This window comes from Azospirillum oryzae, from assembly GCF_900177515.1.
Lineage (GTDB): Bacteria > Pseudomonadota > Alphaproteobacteria > Azospirillales > Azospirillaceae > Azospirillum > Azospirillum oryzae_A.
Genome location: NZ_FXAK01000007.1, coordinates 1,408,814 through 1,428,734, shown reverse-complemented (window position 1 = coordinate 1,428,734; position 19,921 = coordinate 1,408,814). Strand labels below are relative to the sequence as shown.

The window sequence follows — 19,921 nt, the reverse complement described above, 5'->3', positions numbered from 1 at the left end:
ACCTGTCCCCTTCTCCCGCCAAGGAAGAGGACAGGTCGATGACCGGTCCGTCATCCATTTTTCAGCGTCATAACTCGATAGCGCTACCCGTATAACGATTATCGGAATTACCCTCTTCGGTCGAAGGCCAAAGCGCCATACACCAGATGAGGGAATAACAGGGATGAAGCTGCCCTTCTACGCGACGCTGGCGGCCACTGCGCTGGTGCTCAGCTCCTGCGCCGAGCCGCCGCAGCCGCCGCGCCCGGTGCCGGTCAAGCCGCCGGTCGAGGTCAATGGTCTGTGGTATCTGGACCAGGGTTGGTCGGACGAGGCCCGCCAGTGGTACTACAACACCACCCAGGGCTCGCAGATCATGCGCTATGACTGGTTCATGGCGCTGGAGGATCCGCAGACCAAGCAGCCCTTCGTCAAGAGCATCACCCGCTACGGCTATGCCGCCGGCACCGCCAGCAGTTGGAACCCCGATCTGCTGCCGGTCGGCTTCGTCAAGGACACCGATCCCGACAAGACCACCTGGTTCGGCATGACCTGCGCCGCCTGCCACACCGGCGACGTGACGGTCAACGGCAAGACCATGCGCATCGACGGCGCGGTCACCACCGGCGATCTCTACGGCTTCATCAGCGGGCTGAGCAACGCGGTCCACACCACCGTGACCAGCGACGCGGCCTTCCAGCCCTTCGCCGCCCGCGTGCTGGGCGCCGGCGCCACCGATCAGCAGAAGCTGGCGCTGTACAACGACCTGAAGACCTTCGACCGGTCCTTCGCGGCCTTTGTCGCCGCCAGCACCCCGGACACGCCGTGGGGGTCGATGCGCACCGACGCCTTCGGCATGATCTTCAACCGGGTCTCGGCCATCGACCTGAACCTGCCCAAGAACAACCGCGCGCCGAACGCCCCGGTCAGCTATCCCTTCCTGTGGGATGCGCCGCACCAGCCGCGGGTGCAGTGGAACGGCCTGCTGCCGAACGCCACCGCCTTCGATGCGCTGGGCCGCAATGCCGGCGAGGTGCTGGGCGTGTTCGGCAAGGTGGCGCTGAAGCCGCCGGCCGACGCCGCGCACTATTATTACAAGTCGACGGTCCGCGGCCGGAATCTGGTCGACATGGAAAACCAGCTGCGGAAGCTGCGCTCTCCGGTGTGGCCGGACAGCCTTGCCGGCAATGTCGACATCGTCAAGGCCGCGGCCGGCGAGACGATCTACAAGGAAAGCTGCGAGAGCTGCCACGCGATCCTGCCGCGCGGCCAGACCTACACCACCGCGCCGATCCAGATGGTGCCGCTGTTCAATTGGGCGAAACCTGACGACGCCAAGGCGGTGATCGCGGCGTTCGGCACGATCTGCACCAAGGGCGTCGATGCCGCCGTCTCCGCCGGGATGGTGACGGTCAACTATGCCGCCGATCCGAAGATGGCGGTCGACGCGCTGTGCCGTCAGGTCGACACCGGCGTCCTCGCCAACGTCGCCATGCCGCCGCAGCTGCTGGGCGGCAAGCCGCTGAAGAACCCGGATCTGGCGGCGAACCTGCTGTCCAACGCGGTGATCGGCGCCATCCTTGGCGATCTGGTGCGCGAACCGGGCCTGCTGGGCGACCTGCTGAAGGGCGACGACGCCCCGGCGCCGTGGCTGACCGCCAGCGCGCCGGCCGGCTGGTCGCCCGAATCGCAGGCGAAGGGCGGCACGCTGGACACCACGCCTTTCGTGAAGCAGGGCGCCAAGATGACCGCCGACCACCAGAAGGTGATCGCCGCCCTGACCGGTCGCGGCGAGAGCAAGCCGACCGTCGGCGCGGTGCCCGCCGGTGGCCGTGCGGCCAAGGCGGCTGCCGCTCCGGCGAAGTCGACCTCCGGCGGGGCGACCGCCGACGAGGAGGCGCTGGCCGCCACCATCAAGCAGCTGCTGGCCTACAAGGCGCGTCCGCTGGACGGCGTGTGGGCGACGGCGCCCTTCATGCACAACGGGTCGGTTCCCAACCTGTATGAGATGCTGCTGCCGGCATCGCAGCGGTCGGTGGCCTTCCGCATGGGCAGCACCTCCATCGACCCGGTCAAGGTCGGTGTGGATTCGTCCGCCAGGGATGCCACCTTCGTCTATGACACGACGAAGTCCGGCAACCACAACAGCGGCCACGAATTCGGTGCCGGCCTGACCGACGACCAGCGCTGGCAGCTGGTGGAATATCTGAAGACGCTCTGATCGTTTTCGGAGTTTCCGCAACATCCGGCAAGCCGGAGCGTCGCCATCCGCGGCGCTCCGGCTTTTTCCTTTCCGGACAATCGTCAACGGTCCATGCGAACGCGAACGGATATGAGCGGAATCTTTCCTCTTTCGGATGGATCGGCGGGCCGCCAGCCTTGCATCGCCGGGCTTGGACGTTCAGACTGTTGCTTCCTTCATAGGCAATACGCACCAGTCCGACCTTGTCCCAGCCAGATCAGCCTTTCCGCGCGCCGGCATCCGTGATCCCGTCGGGGATGCCGCCGGTTCCCTTCACCCAGGGATCGCTGTTCGGCGAGGCCGACGCCATCGGCTATGGCTCGGGCCAGGTCTATGACGAGATGGTGAACGGCCAGGGCCGGCTGCGGCCGCACTGGCAGACCTTCATGAGCACGCTCGGTCCCCTCGACGCCGAACAGATGGCGCAGCGGTGGGAAGAGGCGCGGCGGCTGCTGCACCAGAACGGCGTCACCTACAACATCTATGGCGATCCCAACGGGATGGAGCGGCCCTGGCCGCTCGACATGATGCCGCTTCTGCTGCCGGCCCATGAATGGAAGGCCATCGAATCGGGGCTGATCCAGCGTGCGTCGCTGCTGAACGCCATCCTGACCGACCTGTACGGGCCGCAGACGCTGACCCGGTATGGCCGGCTGCCGCCCTCGGTAATCCATGCCGACCCCGGCTTTCGCCGCGCGGTCCACGGCATCCGGGTGCCGAACGACGTGCATCTGCACTTCTACGCCGTCGACCTCGCCCGCGCCCCTGACGGGCGCTGGTGGGTGCTGTCAGACCGCACGCAGGCACCGAGCGGCAGCGGCTATGCGCTGGAAAACCGCGCGGTGATCGCCAAGGTGCTGCCCGACAGCTTCCGCCATTGCCAGGTGGAACGGCTGACCGGCTTCTTCGACACCTTCAAGGAAACGCTGCTGTCGATCGCGCCCCGGAATGGCGGCGCCGGCAGCGGACGGGCGCCGCGCGTGGTCCTGCTGACGCCGGGCCCCTACAACGAAACCTATTTCGAGCATGTCTATCTCGCCCGCTACCTCGGCCTGACGCTGGTGGAGGGCGCGGACCTGACGGTGCGTGACCGGACGGTCTATCTGAAGACGCTGTCGGGGCTAGAGCAGGTGGACGTGATCCTGCGCCGGCTCGACGCCGATTTCGCCGACCCGCTGGAGATGCGCGCCGACAGCTCGCTGGGCGTCGCCGGGCTGATCGAGGCGGTGCGGGCCGGCAACGTCGTGATGGCCAACGCGCTGGGTTCCGGACTGATGGAATCGATGGCGATGAAGTCGTCGCTGCCGACGCTCTGCCGCCATCTGCTGGGGGAGGAACTGCGTCTGCCCGGCGTCGCCAGCTGGTGGTGCGGCAACGACGCGGAACGCGCCTACGTCATCGACCATCTCGACGGGCTGGTGATCAAGCCGGCCTTCCCGTCGCTGTCCTTCGAGCCGATCTTCGGCGCCCAGCTGTCGGCCGCCGAGCGCTCCGCCCTGGTCGAGCGGATCAAGCGCCGCCCCTGGTATTTCGTGGCGCAGGAGCAGATGGCACTTTCCACCGCGCCGGTCTGGCAGGATGGGCGGCTGCAGCCGCGCCCGCTGGTGCTGCGCGTCTTCCTCTGCGCCACCCCCAGCGGCGGCTATGCGGTGATGCCCGGCGGCCTGACCCGCGTGTCGAGCGAATCCGGCCGGCTGGTGGTGTCGATGCAGAGCGGCGGCGGCAGCAAGGACACCTGGATCCTGGCACCGCGGCGGGCCGACGTCGCCTCCACCCAACCGCGCCCGGCCCTGGCGGCGGAGCCGACGGCCAGCGGCGCCCGTCCGTCCGCCAACGACCTTCCCAGCCGCGTCGCCGACGGCCTTTACTGGCTCGGCCGCTATGCCGAGCGGGCCGAGGGGGCTTTGCGCCTGCTGCGGGCCACCCAGAGCCGGCTGATCGACAGCAACATGCCGGGCGCCACCCTGCAGCTTCGTCCGCTGCTCGACCTGCTCAGCTCGCTCGGCATGATCCCGGCGGAGATGGCGCGGGTGACGGAGAGCGGCGCCAACCGCGGCCTGCGCGAGGCGCTGCACGCGGCGGTGATCGATCCCGACCATCCCAACAGCCTGCGCTCCCAGGTGCTACGCCTGCACCGCACCGCCTATTCGGTTCGCGACCGCCTGTCGATGGACATGTGGCGGGTGGTGTCGGCGATCGACCGCCAGACCCAGCCGCCGAAGGGGCGGATGGACGCGGCCTCGCTGCTGCTGCGGCTGGACGACGTGATGATCACGCTGGCCGCCTTCTCCGGCCTGGAGCAGGAAAGCATGACGCGGGGCGCCGGCTGGCGCTTCCTCGACATCGGACGGCGGATCGAGCGGTCGCTGCACATGGTGGCGCTGATGCGCGGGGTCCATATCGCCGACCTGGACCGCGAGGACGAGCCGATGCAGGCCGCCACCCTGTCGGTGCTGCTGGAGCTGGGCGAGAGCGTGATGACCTATCGCGCGCGCCACCTGACCAGCGTGCTGCGCACCCCCGTGCTCGACCTGCTTCTGGGGGAGGAGGCGAACCCCCGCGCGCTGGCTTTCCAGCTTGCCGCGCTGGATCGCCACATGCGGGCGCTGCCCAGCCAGGGCGTCGGCACCGGGGCGGATCCGACCGGCGGCGCGCTGGCCATCGTCGCCGCCGCGCGCAACAGCCTGGAACGCACGGACGCCTTGGCATCCAGCGAGGCGCTGCGCACGCTGTTCGACACGTTGGCGATGTCGCTGCCCGACGTGTCCAATTTCCTGGCGCATGCCTATTTCAGCCATGCCTTCGCACGATCGGCCTGACGCGATGACGCCCCCTGCCCCCGCTCCCGGCCCCTCCTCCAGCAGTGGCGGACTTTCGACGCGCTACCGCGTGCGCCACGCCACCGCCTACGACTATGGCGAGGATGTGCCGATCTCCCACCATCTGCTGCATCTGTGCGCCCGGCCGCACCCGCGCCAGCGCATCCGGCGCAGCCTGCTGACCATCGATCCGGCCCCGGCGGTGCGGGCGGAGCGGGTGGATTATTTCGGCAACACCGTCACCTATGTCGCGGTCCAGGAACCTCACCGGACCTTCTCGGTGATCGCGGAAAGCGAAGTGGAGGTGTTCGAGCCGCCGGCGCTGGCGCCGACCGAATCGCAGCCGTGGGAACAGGTGCGCGACAGTCTGCGCGGTCTGTCCGGACCGGACGACGGGGCGGAGATCACGCAATATTGCTTCGACAGCGCGCTCGTCGCTTCCAGCCCGGAGCTGCTCGATTATGCCCGGGGAAGCTTCACGCCTGGGCGTCCGGTGATGGCTGCGGCCATCGACCTGATGAACCGCATCAACCGCGAATTCGCCTTCGATCCCACCGCGACGACGGTGGCGACGCCGATGGCCGCCGTGATGCGCAACCGTCGCGGCGTCTGCCAGGACTTCGCCCACATCGCCGTCGGCTGCGCCCGCGCCGTCGGCCTGCCCGCGCGCTATGTCTCGGGCTATCTGCGCACCCTGCCCCCACCGGGACAGCCGCGGCTGGTCGGCGCCGACGTCAGCCATGCCTGGGCGTCGGTCTGGTGCGGGGCCGCCGATGGCTGGCTCGACATCTGCCCGACCAACGCCTGCGTCGCCAACCGCGATTTCATCACCGTGGCCTGGGGCCGCGATTACGACGATGTCAGCCCGGCCCGCGGCGTCCTGGTCGGCGGGGCCGGGCATGGCCTGACCGTCAGCGTCGACGTCGAACCGCTGGAGGACTGAGCGACCCGCTCATGCCTCCTGCGGCAGGCCCAGCATGCGGTGCAGCGTGTTGCAGATGGTGCGCGGGTTGACCGGCTTGCTGAAGATCTCTAGCGGTTTCCAGCGCTCGTGCGTCAGGTCGCTGTCCTGGGTCAGGTAGCCGGTCATCACCACCACCGGCAAGGCGGCATCCCGCTCTCTGATTTCCCGGATCAGCGTCTGGCCGTCCATGCGCGGCATACGCAGGTCCGTCACCAGCGCGTGCACCGGCCCGCGGGCATAGCGCTCCAGCGCCTCCACGCCGTTGGCTGCGACAGTCACGCGGAAGCCTTTGAAGGTCAGGAAATCCTCCAGCGCCATCGCCGCCAGCACCTCGTCCTCCGCGATCAGGATGTGCAACGGATCAGGCATGCGAAACCTCCCTGTCGGATGAGGCGACCGGCTGGCTCGGCAGGGTGATGCTGAACCGGACGCCGCGGCTTCCGCCCTCCAGTTCGACGTTGCGGGCTTCGATCCGTCCGCCCATGCCATCGATGATGCCGTATCCGATCGACAGGCCGAGGCCGGATCCCTTCCCGACTTCCTTGGTGGTGAAGAAGGGATCGAAGATCTGCGGCAACACCGAGGGGTCGATCCCGCCGCCGTCGTCGGTCACCTGGATGACCACGCTTTGTCTGTCCGGGTCGTCGCTGACTGCTACCATGATGCGTCCCGCCTTCCCGCCGGTTGCACGAAGCGCGACAATGGCATCGCGCGCGTTCGAAAACAGGTTGAGTATAACCTGCTCCAATTCAAGGGGGCGACCAGTTACCGGCAGTTGCGCCGAGTCGGAGCTTTCGACGATCTCGATGTCTTCCAGCGCATATTGATGACGCACAAGTTCCACGGCGCTCTGCACGCAGTTGGCGGGATGGAAGGCCCGCATGCCGCCGCCGTCCCGGCGGCCGAACGTGCGGACATGGTCGATCAGCTTGCCCATGCGGTCGGTCTGCTCGATCACCAGCTTCAAGGCCTTTTCGGCGCGGGCGGGTTCGAGCAGATTTTCCTGCAGGCGGTTCAGGGTGTTTTCGGTCCAAAGCCGGATGACGTTCAACGGCTGGCTCATCTCATGCGCCATGCCGGCGGCCAGCGTGCCCAGCGTCGCCAGCTTGGAGGTCTGAACCACCTCCTCCTGCAGCCGCTTGCGCTCGGTCACGTCACGGCCGCTGCCCAGAATCTGGATCACCCGTCCCGCGGCGTCCTTCACCGGCACCAGCATGGTGTGGAAGACCCGCTGGCCGACCGGCAGGTCCAGCGTCTCCTCGTAATCGATGCTCTCGCCGCGGTCACGGCACTGGGTGTAGCGGGGAACGATAGCCTCCGCCACCTCCGGACCCAGCGCATCGCCGACACGCTTGCCGCGCAGCCGCTCGGGATCCAGACCGGTCGCCCGCGCCAGCGCCGGGTTGATCGCCTCGAAGGCGAAGTCGCCGTCGGGCTCGACGCGGACGATGAACAGGGCCTCGGCCAGATTGTTGAAGAAGCTGGAATAGCGGGTCTCCATCTCCCGCCGCGTCGCGACCTCCAGCGCAAGGGCACGGTTGCTGGCCTCCAGTTCCCGCGGGCTGGGAAGCGCCAGCAGGCGCGGCATCAGCCACCAGAGTGCCGCCGCGGTCGCCAGCGACGCCAAGGCGGTGACGACCTTAACCAGCCCTTCCAGCACATAGTCGGGAGTCCACAGGGTCCACACCGACATGAAATGGGTCGTGCCGCAGGCGATGATGAACAGCGCGAACAGCAAAGCCACCCAACCGAAGGCCACATCGCGCCGGCGCATGACGAAATAGGTCAAGGCAACCGGGATCGAGAAATAGGACAGGCCGATCAGAATGTCGGATGCGACATGCAGCATCAGGATGTCGGGGCGCCAGAGCAGGCAGGCCCCATGGGGGATGAATCCGCTGCTATCCAGAAGCTCGTCCAATCCCGTTGCCATGTCCGCCTCTTTTCCGACCATACCCGTCCGACGGAGGCCATCGCTTCAGTGTCGAAACCATCATGCACGCCCGCACAAGGTCCGCCACCGGACCGACGCCGTCAAGCCGTCAGTCCGGTTGGGGAGACTTTACAGGATTTTCTCGGGAAAGGACGCCCGCCCGCGCCGGTTTGCACGTCGGCGGGCGGGCATCGGTTTCAGGCCGCCGTATGGACCTTGCGGTTCTGCTCGCGGGTCTTCAGGAAACGCAGCGCCGGGAAATCCTCCTGCGCGCGGTTCAGGTGCCAGGCATTGCGGGCCAGGAACACCAGGGCGCCGTCATGATCCTCCGCCAGAGCCGAGCGGTTAAGCTCGATGAATTTCTCCAGCTGGACCTTGTCGTCGGTCTCGACCCAGCGGGCGGCGTCCAGTCCGGCCCCCTCGAATCGGGCCGCGATGCCGTACTCCGCTTCGATTCGCGAGGCCAGCACTTCGAACTGCAGCTGACCGACGACGCCGACGACCCAGTCGGCACCGGTCAGCGGCTTGAACACCTGGGAGGCGCCCTCTTCGGCGAAATGCTCCAGCGCCTTGCGCAGATGCTTCACACGCATCGGATCGTCCGGGCGGACGCGCTGCAGCAGTTCCGGCGCGAAGCTGGGCACACCGGTGAAGCGCAGATCCTCGCCCTCCGTCAGCGTATCGCCGATGCGAAGGCTGCCGTGGTTGGGGATGCCCATGATGTCGCCCGGCCATGCCTCTTCCGCCACCTCGCGGTCGCGGGCCAGGAACAGCACGGCGTTGTTCACCGCCATCAGCTTGCCGGAGCGGATGTGCTTCAGCTTGGCGCCGCGCTTGTAGCGGCCGGAGCAGAGGCGGACGAAGGCGATGCGGTCGCGGTGGTTCGGGTCCATGTTGGCCTGGACCTTGAACACGAAGCCGGTGACCTTCTCCTCGTCGGGCTGGACGGTGCGGGGATCGGCCGGCTGCGGGCGCGGCGGCGGGGCATTCTCCGCCAGACCCGACAGCAGCTCGCGCACGCCGAAATTGTTGATGGCGGAGCCGAAATAGATCGGCGTCAGATGGCCGGCGCGATAGGCCTCCAGGTCGAAGGCCGGCATCAGGCCGCGCGCCATCTCAACCTCTTCGCGCAGCTTGGCGACGGCGTGGGCGGGGAGCAGCTCGTCCAGACGGGGATCGTCCAGGCCGTTGCACTCGATGCCCTCGTCGATCTCGTCGCCCTTGCTGCGGTCCATCAGGATCAGCCGGTCGCGGATCAGGTCGTAGCAGCCGAGGAAGTCGCGGCCCATGCCGATCGGCCAACTGGCCGGCGTGACCTCCAGCGCCAGCGCGCTCTCGATCTCCGAGATCAGGTCGAAGGGATCGCGGGCCTCGCGGTCCATCTTGTTGCAGAAGGTCATGATCGGTACGTCGCGCAGACGGCAGACCTCGAACAGCTTCAGCGTCTGCGCTTCGATGCCCTTGGCGCCGTCGATCACCATCACCGCACTGTCGACCGCGGTCAGCGTGCGGTAGGTGTCCTCCGAGAAGTCCTCGTGGCCCGGCGTGTCGAGCAGGTTGAAAGTGCGCCCGTCGAAATCGAAGGTCATGACCGAGGCGGTCACCGAGATGCCGCGCTCGCGCTCCACCTTCATCCAGTCCGACTTGGCGCGCCGCTGCTCGCCGCGGGCCTTGACGGCACCGGCCATCTGGATGGCGCCGCCGAACAGCAGCAGCTTTTCCGTGAGCGTGGTCTTACCGGCGTCGGGGTGCGCGATGATGGCGAAGGTCCGACGGCGGGAGACGGCGTCCTGAAGTTCGGACATGCGCGGGTCCCGTGACAAGAGAAGGTGATCGTGCGAACGGCGAAAGGGCCGACAGGCGAAACACGCCCGTCGGCCCCCGTCGCATTACATAGCAGTGCCGGCCCTGGGATTCCAGAGCATTGGCCGGTCTGCTTACAGAGCCAGCTCGGCGATCTGCACCGCGTTCAGGGCAGCGCCCTTCAGCAGCTGGTCGCCGCAGACGAACAGGTCCAGGCCATGGTCGCCGAACACCAGGTTGCTGCGGATGCGGCCGACCTCGACGTCATACTGGCCGGTGGCGTTCAGCGGCATCGGGTAGGCGCCGTTGGCCGGATCGTCAACCACCTTCACGCCGGCGGCATCGGCCAGCACGGCGCGGGCGGCGTCCGGCGTGACCGGCTGGATGGTCTCCAGCGTGATGGCTTCGGAATGGGCGCGGTAGGTCGGGATGCGGACGGCGGTGCAGCTGACCAGCAGATCCGGGACCTCCATGATCTTCCGCGTCTCCCACGTCACCTTCATCTCCTCCTTCGTGTAGCCGTTCTCCTGGAAGGCATCGATCTGGGGGATCAGGTTGAAGGGGATCGGGTGGCGGAACACGCTGTTGGTGACCGGCTTGCCGTCCAGCTGGTTGCGCGTCTGCTCCTCCAACTCGGCCATGCCCTCGGCGCCGGCGCCGCTGGTGGCCTGGTAGGTGGAGACGATGGCGCGCTTGATGCCGAAGGCCTTGTGCAACGGACCGAGCGCGACGACGGCGATGGCCGTGGTGCAGTTCGGGTTGGCGATCAGACGAGAACCGGCGGCGTAGGCCTCGCGGAAAACGTGGGCGTTGATTTCCGGAACGATCAGCGGGATGTCGGCGTCGTAGCGGAAGGCCGAGCTGTTGTCGATCACCAGCGCGCCGGCCGAGGCCAGATCCTTGGCGTGCGCCTTGGCGAAGTCGCCCGACACCGCCAGCAGGACAACGTCATAGCCCTTCACCACCGCGGCGTCGAAGGCCTGCAGGGTCAGGGCGCCGTAGGGGGTCTCCTGCACCTTGCCGGCGGACCGTTCGGAAGCGAACAGGCCGAGTTCGGCGACCGGGAAGCTGCGGTCGTGCAGGACCTTGACCATCTCGCGGCCGACGGCGCCGGTGGCGCCGACCACGGCGACGCGGAGGGACTTGGAAGATGCGGAGGCGTTGTTGCTGCTCATGGCGGGGTTCCGTCCTGTCTATCGCACTGTTGATCGGACCGGCCTATCGGTCGTTCGGACAGCGGACCCCGAATACGACGAGGCCCCGTCCGTTGTCCGGCGGGGCCTGCCTCGTGGAAGAAACGCTGGTCGATCCGATCAGCACGCACCACGACGCTTCCCGCCGAAGCGAGTCGCTTTTTTGGTCGTAGTGGTGGTGATGGCCTTGCGGTTCATGGGGCCTTCTTATCCGAATGCGCAGGCATTGTAAAGCGCCTGCGCATTGGCCCTTTCAGAAATTACCGAAACCCCTCGCCGTCATGGCTCGGCTTCACCGGGTGTACGTCCCAGATCTCCTGGGCGTACTCGTTGACCGTACGGTCGGACGAGAACCAGCCCATATTGGCGGTGTTCAGAATGGCCTTGCGGGTCCATTCCTCCGGGTCGCGGTACAGCTGCATCGCCGCGTCCTGCGCCCGGCAATAGTCGGCGAAGTCCGCCGTCACCAGGAAATGGTCGCCGCCGTCGGTCAGCGCCTGGACGATCGGGTGGTAGCGGTTGCGGTCGTCCGGCGAGAAGGCGCCGGTGGAGATCATGTCGAGCGCCCGCTTCAGGCTGGGGTTCGACGCGATCACGTCGCGCGGGTTGAAGCCGCCGCTGGCGCGCAGGTCGTTCACCTCCTCCGCGGTCATGCCGAAGATGAAGATGTTGTCCGGCCCGACATGCTCGCGGATCTCGACGTTGGCGCCGTCCAGCGTGCCGATGGTCAGCGCGCCGTTCAGGGCCAGCTTCATGTTGCCGGTGCCCGACGCCTCCATGCCGGCGGTGGAGATCTGTTCTGACAGGTCGGCCGCCGGGATGATGATCTCCGCCGCGGTGACGTTGTAGTTCGGCAGCAGCACGACCTTCAGGTTGTCATGCACCGCCGGGTCGTGGTTCACCACCTTGGCGACGTCGTTGATCAGTTTGATGATCAGCTTGGCCATGTGATAGGACGGCGCCGCCTTGCCGGCGAACACCTTGGTCACCGGCACCCAGCTGATCGTCGGGTTGTCGCGCATCTCGTTGTAGAGCGCGATGGTATGCAGCACGTTCAGCAGCTGGCGCTTGTACTCGTGCATGCGCTTGACCTGCACGTCGAAGATGCTGTCGACCAGAACCTCCTCGCCCGTCTGGCGGGCGATGTAGGCGGCCAGACGCTTCTTGTTCTTGCGCTTGGCCCGGCGGAACTCCTCGCGGAACACAACGTCGTCGGCTTTCTCGCGCAGCGCCGCGATCTGCGACAGGTCGGAGATCCAGCCCTCGCCGATGCGGGTGGTGATCAACTCCGACAGGGCCGGGTTGGCCTGCTTCAGCCAGCGGCGCGGGGTGATGCCGTTGGTCTTGTTGTTGATGCGATCCGGGAATTCCTGATGGAAATCAGCGAACACCGTCTGCTTCATCAACTCGGTATGCAGGGCCGACACGCCGTTGACCTTGTGCGAGCCGAGGAAGGCCAGATTGCCCATGCGAACCCGGCGCTCGCCGCGCTCGTCGATCAGGGACAGGCGCGACAGCTTGGCGTTGTCGCCTTCCGCCTTCGCCTTCGTCCGGTTCAGGAACTTGGCGTTGATCTCGTAGATGATCTGCATGTGGCGCGGCAGCACCCGCTCGATCATCCGCACCGGCCAGGCTTCCAGCGCCTCGGGCAGCAGGGTGTGGTTGGTGTAGGCGAAGGTGGCGCGGGTGATCTCCCACGCATCGTCCCAGCGGAGCGCATGCTGATCGACCAGCAGGCGCATCAGTTCGGCGATGCCGATGGCCGGGTGGGTGTCGTTCAGCTGGATCGCCGCCTTGTTGGGCAAATTGTCAAAGGTGGAGTGATGCTGCAGATAGCGGCGCAGGATGTCCTGCAACGAGGCGGAGGTGAAGAAATACTCCTGCTTCAGCCGCAGTTCCTTGCCGGTCTCCGTCGCGTCGTTGGGGTAGAGGACGCGGCTCAGATTCTCCGACAGGATCTTCTGCTCGACCGCCTTCATATAGGCGCCGTCGTTGAAGTGGCCGAAGTTGAAGTCGCGGGTGGCGCGGGCCGACCACAGGCGCAGCGTGTTGATCGTCTCGCCGCCGAAGCCGACGACCGGCGTGTCATAGGCCATGGCCAGCACGCGGTCGGCATCGACCCAGCGATAGGCGCGCTCGCCGACGCTGTCGCGGAACTCCTCGACGCGGCCATAGAACTGGACCGGGTACAGCACCTCCGGCCGGGCGAACTCCCACGGGTTGCCGAACTGCAGCCACTGCTCCGGATATTCGACCTGCCAGCCGTTCTCGAAGCGCTGTTCGAACAGGCCGAACTCGTAACGGATGCCATAGCCATAGCCGGGCAGCCCCTGCGAGGCCATGCTGTCGAGGAAACAGGCGGCCAGACGGCCGAGGCCACCGTTGCCCAGCGCCGCGTCCGGCTCGGCATCGACCACGTCGTCCATCGACAGGCCGAGACGGTCGAGCGCCTGACGGCATTCGTCCATGATGCCCAGGTTCGACAGGCTGTTGGTCAGCAGCCGCCCGATCAGGAATTCCAGGGACAGGTAGTAAACGCGCTTGGCGTCTTCCTGGTAATAGCTGCGGGTCGTGTCCATCCAGCGGTCGACGACGCGGTCGCGAACGGCCAGCGCCACGGTGTGGAACCAGTCGCGGCGCGTTGCGGCGCGTGCATCCTTGCCGACCGAATAGACCAGCCATTCCAGGAACGACCGTTTGAGGCCATCGACATCAAGGCTGCGGCGTTCGATGTCGCGAGATTTGAACCGAGCGTCCATGTCCTGACTTTCTGCGTGAAAGGCCAATAGGAGCGGGCGGCTGGAAGGGCGGCGCTCCAATCATGGGGGAAGTGTCTGCCTTGTTGGTTAAGCAAAGCTTTCCCCAGATGGAACGCACCATCGTTTCGCTGTGGTAAAAGGGAGTAGGCTGTCGTCCCCTCCCCTTTTTCCCGTCAACGATGCTTCACGAATCCGATCCTGTCCACTGCAATGCAGCACGCATCGCCATCCGCCGCGCCGAATTGGCCGACATTCCCGCGCTGCTGGCGATCGAGGAGCGAAGTTTCCCGACCGACCGGATGACGCAGCGCAACTTCCGCTATGCGATCCGGAAGGCAAAAGGTGTGGTGCAGGTGGCATACCGCCAAGTGCCGAATGTGCAGGGGCCGCCGCTTGCCTATGGGGTGGTCGGCTTCCATGCCGGCACACGCTTCGCCCGGCTGACCTCCTTCGCGGTGGCGCCCGGCAATCGCGAACAGGGAATCGGCCGCCGGCTGCTGACGGCGCTGGAGGAGTCCGCCGCCGCCCATGGCTGCCGTGGAATGAGGCTGGAGGTGCGGGCTGACAATGCCGCCGCCATCGCGCTCTATATGGCGGCAGGCTATCGCCGCTTCGCTGAATATCCCGACTACTACGAGGACGGGATGGCGGCGCTTCGCCTGGAAAAACCGCTGTTTCCCAACGACTGAGTGTTGCACCGGCGCACCGGCGGGCGCGTTCGATGGTGGTAAGCCCGGCAAGCGGAGACGGGACCGGAATCTCCGCAATCTGCCACCGATGTCACTCTTTCCGGATCCTCCGGTGGAACATCCACGGCGGACGGCGCGTTTAGCTCCCGACACGATCAACGACGGGCAACAACGGGACCTTCTCAATGACGCCACCGCCGACCGGATCGTTCCGCAACACCCCCCAGGGGCCGCCGACCCGCACCGGATGACGGGCCGGCTCACGAACGCCCTGGGGACCATCGCCAGGGCCTGCTGAGCGCTCAAGACCGCAAAAGACACTGTCAGCCCTTCGAACCGGTGGCGCCGCCATTGCGCGCCGGAAAGCCCAATGCCGTCCCCGCCCCGCGCCCCGCCTTCGACCGCGATGGGCGCCGCCGTTAACCCGGCCGGCGGGAGACGTACACAGACCGTGGAGGAAGGAAAGACCATGGCGTACTCGTTCGAAAACGAACTGATCCGCTGCATGCCGAACCTGCAGCGTTATGCCTGCAAGCTGACCCGTGACGCCAACGCCGCAGAGGACCTGCTGCAGGACTGCCTGGCCCGTGCCCTATCGCGCCAGCATCGTTTCGAACCCGGGACGAACATGCAGGCGTGGCTGACCACCATGCTGAAGAACCTGCATTTCAACAATCTGCAGCGTGACCGCCATGTGACGAAGGTGGAACTGTGGGACGGCGCCATGTCGGTGGACGCGGCGCAGATGTCGCGTCTGGTCTTCCGCGACGTCGACCGCGCCTTTTCCTCTCTCACCCCCAGCCAGCGCAAGGTCGTGAAGCTGGTCGCCATCGAAGGGCGTCCCTATCAGGAAGCGGCCGAGACGCTGAACGTGTCGATCGGCACGATCCGTTCCCGCCTGTGCCGTGCGCGGGAGCGGCTGAACAACCTGATGACCGCCTGATCCGACATCTTTCCTGATGGCCCGCCGGCCAAATGCGAACACTCCACGATTGAAAAGCCCCTGCGCTACCTGCGCGGGGGCTTTTCGCATCGGAACCGCTTTGGGAGGGCTGCGAGCCCGCTCAGCCGTTCACCACCGTGCCGCCGTTCGGGTGCAACACCTGACCCGACATATAAGAAGAGTCGTCGGAGGCCAGGAACACATAGGCCGGCGCCACCTCGTCCGGCTGGCCCGCGCGTTTCATCGGCACATTGCCGCCGAAGCTCTCGACCTTCTTCTCGTCGAAGGTGGACGGAATCAGCGGGGTCCAGATCGGACCGGGCGCCACCGCGTTGACGCGGATGCCGCGGTCGACCAGCGACATCGACAGCGACCGGGTGAAGGCGACGATGGCGCCCTTGGTCGCCGAATAGTCCAGCAGTTCCGGGCTGCCCTTGTAGGCGGTGACGGAGGTGGTGTTGATGATGCAGGCACCCTCGTGCATGTGCGGCAGGGCCGCCTTCACCATATGGAACTGTCCGAAGATGTTGGTGCGGAAGGTCCGCTCCAACTGCTCGGCGGTGATGTCCTCGATCGACTTCTGCGGATGCTGTTCGGCCGCGTTGTTGATCAGGATGTCGAGCCGGCCATGCTCGCCGACGACCTGTTCCACCGCCTTCCGGCAGGTCGCCTCGTCGCCGACGTCGCCGCTCAGGATGGTGCAGGGCTGGCCTTCGGCTTCGACCAGACGGCGGGTCTCGCGGGCATCGTCGTCCTCATTCAGGTACAGGATGCCGACCTTGGCACCTTCGCGCGCGTACAGCACGGCGATGGCCCGACCGATGCCGCTGTCGCCGCCGGTGATCAGTGCCACTTTGTCGCGCAGCTTGCCGCTGCCGCGGTAGGCGGGGCGCGTTTCCGACGGCTGCGGGGTCATGGGCGCCTGATGGCCCGGCTGCGTGTTCTGGTGCTGGGGCGGCTGCCTGCTCTCCTGCTGAGCCATGGGCATTCTCCTTCTTCGGCAACCCTGTCGGGACGCTGTAGGGGTGAGTTGCACAATCACAACAGTCCCCATTGCGCGGCGTTCCGCACTAACGGAAGCCGGAACAATCGGCTGCACCGCCCTGTTACTTGGCCGGGCGACGCGAAAGAGGATGGCTTTGCCGGATTGCTCGCCTCGAAAGTGAGCAGTGATCGCGCCGTTTGTCGGACTGGTATGGCTGAGGATCATGCCCATAAGATGGGGTAGGCGTCCTATCGGCCGAGCATTCCGGGAACGGCGAGGCCACCGGACGTGTCACGGTTGATCGTGTCCCAGGGGAGAACCCCGGCGACCCATCCGGGAACGACAGAGATGAAGCGTGTGACGATGACCGATATCAACGCCTATCTGGATGGCGCCCTGGACGAGCGGGAGCGCGCCGAATTCGAAAGCGTGGTCGAGAGCGATCCCGACGCAAAGGCGCTGCTGGCCCAGCATCGCCAGCATGTGGAGGAGCTTCATCGCCTGTACGACCCGGTCCTGAACGAAGAGGTGCCCCCCCGAATGCTTGAGCTGTTGCGCAAGCGGAACGGCTGATCGTCCGGCCCGGAGCGCGATATTTTTTCGCCGTCCGGCGGCGCCTTGCGCTATTGCATGCGACAGGCCCATCTTTGGGGGAAGGGCCGGTTCGGACGGATGAAGCATGGCGCCGAGACGAGCGGAACCGAGCATCCTGCTCGGTCCCATCCTGTATTTCCGTGGTGAACAGCGCGACCGTTGGTGGCTGTCGGCGCTGTTCGTTCTGGACGGGGAGGTCGAGCCCGACGATCTGCGGGTGGACGGCGTCACCCTGCCCGTTCCGCCCCGCCATCTGACGCACTGGCGCCATCGACAGGTCTGGCGATTCGACTTCGCCGTTCCGCGCGGTATGCGCGACACCGACGTCACCTATGGCTTTCCCGACGGCGCCCGCTGGACCGTGGTCGTTCCGGGTCGTCATTCACTCCCGCGTATCGCTATTCTTTACGGAAGTGGAATGACCGGCAATGGGGCGCCGGATGCCGAATCCCCAACCGGTGCCTCACCGGCCCTCTGGTCCGATCTCCTGGCCCGGCATTCCGCCGACCGCTATCACCTGATGGTCCAGGCCGGCGGGCAGATCGACGGCGATGCCGTGACGGCCGCCGCTCCCCAGGCGAATGCCCTGCTGTCCGATGCCTCACGCCGGCTTGGTCCCGCACTGCCCGGGGTGGCGGAAGAGCTGATGGCCGCCGGCCTCGACCGCATGTTGCGGAGCTGGAGCGGTGCCGCCGCGGCGTCGGCGCTGGCGTCGATCCCCTCGGCGATGGTGTGGGACGGCAGCGATCTCGGCCGGCTGCTCGCCGGCGCCTGGGGCCGCCGCGAGGAGGGTGATGCCGCCTCCCGCAGCCTGCGCCCGCTGTTCGCAGCGACCCGGCGGCAGGTCCAGCTTTTCCAGACCGGATCCGTCGCCGACAGCCCGCCGGACTGCCTGTGGGGATCGGAATGCGGAACGCTGACCCAAGGGTTCACCATGGGCGAAGTCGGCTTGCTGACGCTCGACAGCTGGAGCGACCGCAACGGCCGGCGCATACTGTCGGAACGGGGCTGGGGCATGCTGCCGGACTGGCTCGACCGCTTCGCCGCCTGCCGGCACCTGATCCTGGTCAGCGGAGCGCCGCTGCTGACTCCGGCCGCCGTCTTGCCCGACCGGCTGAGCGGCGTGCTCCCCTCCCGGCTGCGCAGCCGGTTCGGCGATCACTGGGCCGCACCGGGCCGTCATGCCGAATGGGAGCGGATGGTCCGCACATTGGCCGATTTCTCCCGACGCAGCGGCTGCCGCATCACGGTCGTCTCGGGGGGAATTGCCGGTGGAGCCGGTGCGCGGGGCGTGCTGCGCGGCGGCGGACTGGAGATGTGGCAGCTCTACACGCCGCGCTTCACCACGGCCACCAGCCCGGCAGCGGGATGGCGATCGCGGCTGGCGGAGCCGCTGGCGACCCGCCCAGACCATCCCCTGCCCGCCCACCGGTTCGAGATGCCGCCTTTTGCCGAGGGTGGCCGGCGCCTGCTGTACCGCTCCGGCTGGCTCGCCTGCAGCTTCGACACCAAGGGGCAGTTGCATGCCCGCTGGTGCCTGCCCGGCGACGCCGGCCGTTACACGCAGGCGATCTGACCCCGACCGGATCGCTACCCCGCCGCCCGTTGCGCCACGAACAGGAGGCCGGGGACGGGGATACCCTTTTCCCGGCGCGGGCTGCAGGGCTCCATCAGGCGGATGAGGAGGCCGGCCGCTTCCGCCGTTGCCCGCACATACTGTTCGGAATGGGCGTATCGGCGTGTCGCGCCGAGTGCGAAGGTCGCGCCGGCCGGCGCGGCCGGATCACCCGGCAGGCGTTCCACGGTGGCGGCGAAATGGCCCCCCGGCGGAAGGGCGCGGGCCGCCGCCGCGAAGACGGGAACGAGGTCGCCGATATAGACCAGCACGTCGGCGGCGACCAGCAAGTCCCAGTTACCGGGCGCCCGCTCCATCGCCTCCACGACATCGCCCACGGTCAACTCGTCGTAAAGCCGGCGCTGCCGCGCCTTCTCGACCATCCGCGGCGACAGATCGACTCCCGCGAGCCGGGACGCCAGCGGCTTGAAGGCGACGCCCGCCAGTCCCGTGCCGCAACCGAGATCGAGGATGCGCAACCCCGCAGCGCCGGGCGTGACGCGGTCGACCGCCGACCGCAGAATATCCGGTGCCGTGTAGCCGAGCTTGCCCACCAGATCCTGGTCGAAGCGGTCGGCATAGCGGTCGAACAGGGCGCGGACATAGGATGCGGACAGGTCGGCGCCCTCCCCGGCCTCCAGTGCCGCGATCAGCCGTTCGATCGCCGCCGCCTCGTCCCCTTCGGCGACCTTTCCGGCATGGCGCAGCGCGGCCAGCGCCTTTGCCGGCTCGCGCAGGGCAAGCCAGCTGCGGCCCAGCGCGTGATGAACGGACGCATCATCCTCCAGCCGCCGCGCCAGCGGCTGCAGCAGTTCGACGGCCGCCAGTGCATCTCCCGACATCGCCAGCGCTTCCGCCAGCGCGAGGACGGCATCGCGGTCGTTGGGGCGCAGCGCCACCGCCTCCCGGTACTCAACCAGCGCCTCCGCGTGGCGGCCGGCAGCGGCAAGGCAGCGGGCCAATCCGAGTCGCGCCTGTGCCGAATCGCTCCGTTCAGCCGCGAGGGACTGGAACAACGCGTGTGCAGCATCGGTTTCGCCGCACCGCCGCAGGGAGTCGGCCAGCATCAGCCGCCAGCCCCAATTGCCGGGTTCCAGAGTGACGGCACGGCGGAAACAGGCCGCCGCCGGCCCTGCCGCATCGGTCCCGCCGCCGGCTTCCGCCAGTGCGGACCATGCCTCCGCATGGGCGGGGTCGACGGCGACGCCGGCGCGAAATGCGCGCGCGGCACCGGCATTATCCCCCGCATAGAGCCGGTCGTAACCGAACCGGAACATTTGATCGAGATTGTAGATTTGCGGCTCGTCGCCGATGGAGGGATCCGCGGACACGGATGAGGTTCCTCTGAACGCGGGCTTCGACCAGGGGAATGCCGCCGGCCCGGATAGCCCGCCTCCGCTCGC

At 67.1% G+C, this 19,921-nt stretch carries 14 protein-coding genes; 7 read left to right on the top strand and 7 right to left on the bottom strand.

Going from position 1 to position 19,921, the window contains the following annotated elements; translation table 11 throughout:
• The first annotated feature begins 163 nt into the window (after nt 1–163).
• From B9N97_RS19250 to B9N97_RS19240, 3 genes are all read left to right on the top strand, one after another.
• A complete protein-coding gene (locus tag B9N97_RS19250) occupies nt 164–2,200 on the top strand; it encodes a di-heme-cytochrome C peroxidase (RefSeq protein WP_085089367.1) in 2,037 nt (678 codons plus the stop codon).
• A gap of 278 nt (nt 2,201–2,478) precedes the next feature.
• Nucleotides 2,479–5,040, top strand: coding sequence for a circularly permuted type 2 ATP-grasp protein (locus tag B9N97_RS19245; RefSeq protein ID WP_085089366.1), 2,562 nt, complete (start codon nt 2,479–2,481; stop codon nt 5,038–5,040).
• A gap of 4 nt (nt 5,041–5,044) precedes the next feature.
• Nucleotides 5,045–5,983 carry a transglutaminase family protein gene (locus B9N97_RS19240; protein WP_085089365.1) on the top strand — a complete coding sequence of 313 codons (939 nt, stop codon included), beginning with the start codon at nt 5,045–5,047 and terminating at the stop codon, nt 5,981–5,983.
• A 9-nt stretch (nt 5,984–5,992) separates the two neighbouring features.
• Here the strand turns inward: B9N97_RS19240 and B9N97_RS19235 are convergent, their stop codons facing one another.
• From B9N97_RS19235 to B9N97_RS19215, 5 genes are all read right to left on the bottom strand, one after another.
• The gene (locus tag B9N97_RS19235) at nt 5,993–6,373 is read right to left on the bottom strand and encodes a response regulator (RefSeq protein ID WP_085089364.1); all 381 of its coding nucleotides are present in this window, start codon (nt 6,371–6,373) and stop codon (nt 5,993–5,995) included.
• Entirely contained in the window at nt 6,366–7,937 is a 1,572-nt protein-coding gene (locus B9N97_RS19230) for a sensor histidine kinase (RefSeq protein WP_085089363.1), read from the bottom strand. Before B9N97_RS19230 ends, B9N97_RS19235 begins: the two co-directional genes overlap by 8 nt.
• Nucleotides 7,938–8,134: 197 nt before the next feature.
• Nucleotides 8,135–9,742 carry a peptide chain release factor 3 gene (locus B9N97_RS19225; RefSeq protein ID WP_085089362.1) on the bottom strand — a complete coding sequence of 536 codons (1,608 nt, stop codon included), beginning with the start codon at nt 9,740–9,742 and terminating at the stop codon, nt 8,135–8,137.
• 132 nt (nt 9,743–9,874) lie between these two features.
• Nucleotides 9,875–10,915: an aspartate-semialdehyde dehydrogenase gene (locus tag B9N97_RS19220; protein ID WP_085089361.1), complete on the bottom strand. Its 1,041-nt coding sequence runs from the start codon at nt 10,913–10,915 to the stop codon at nt 9,875–9,877.
• Between the two features lie 278 nt (nt 10,916–11,193).
• Entirely contained in the window at nt 11,194–13,692 is a 2,499-nt protein-coding gene (locus tag B9N97_RS19215; protein WP_085089360.1) for a glycogen/starch/alpha-glucan phosphorylase, read from the bottom strand.
• Nucleotides 13,693–13,871: 179 nt separating this feature from the next.
• Between B9N97_RS19215 and B9N97_RS19210 the strand changes: the two genes are divergently transcribed.
• The gene (locus B9N97_RS19210; protein ID WP_085089359.1) at nt 13,872–14,381 is read left to right on the top strand and encodes a GNAT family N-acetyltransferase; all 510 of its coding nucleotides are present in this window, start codon (nt 13,872–13,874) and stop codon (nt 14,379–14,381) included.
• A 469-nt stretch (nt 14,382–14,850) separates the two neighbouring features.
• On the top strand, nt 14,851–15,324 hold the full coding sequence (locus B9N97_RS19205; protein WP_085089358.1) for a sigma-70 family RNA polymerase sigma factor: 474 nt from the start codon (nt 14,851–14,853) through the stop codon (nt 15,322–15,324).
• 121 nt (nt 15,325–15,445) lie between these two features.
• On the opposite strand, the gene B9N97_RS19200 is transcribed toward B9N97_RS19205, so the two are convergent.
• The gene (locus B9N97_RS19200) at nt 15,446–16,306 is read right to left on the bottom strand and encodes an SDR family oxidoreductase (protein ID WP_085089357.1); all 861 of its coding nucleotides are present in this window, start codon (nt 16,304–16,306) and stop codon (nt 15,446–15,448) included.
• Between the two features lie 351 nt (nt 16,307–16,657).
• On the opposite strand from B9N97_RS19200, the gene B9N97_RS19195 reads away from it, so the two are divergent.
• A complete protein-coding gene (locus B9N97_RS19195) occupies nt 16,658–16,882 on the top strand; it encodes an anti-sigma factor family protein (protein WP_085089356.1) in 225 nt (74 codons plus the stop codon).
• Between the two features lie 106 nt (nt 16,883–16,988).
• A complete protein-coding gene (locus tag B9N97_RS19190) occupies nt 16,989–18,479 on the top strand; it encodes a hypothetical protein (protein ID WP_085089355.1) in 1,491 nt (496 codons plus the stop codon).
• A gap of 14 nt (nt 18,480–18,493) precedes the next feature.
• On the opposite strand, the gene B9N97_RS19185 is transcribed toward B9N97_RS19190, so the two are convergent.
• Entirely contained in the window at nt 18,494–19,849 is a 1,356-nt protein-coding gene (locus B9N97_RS19185; RefSeq protein WP_085089354.1) for a tetratricopeptide repeat protein, read from the bottom strand.
• Between the last annotated feature and the right edge of the window lie 72 nt (nt 19,850–19,921).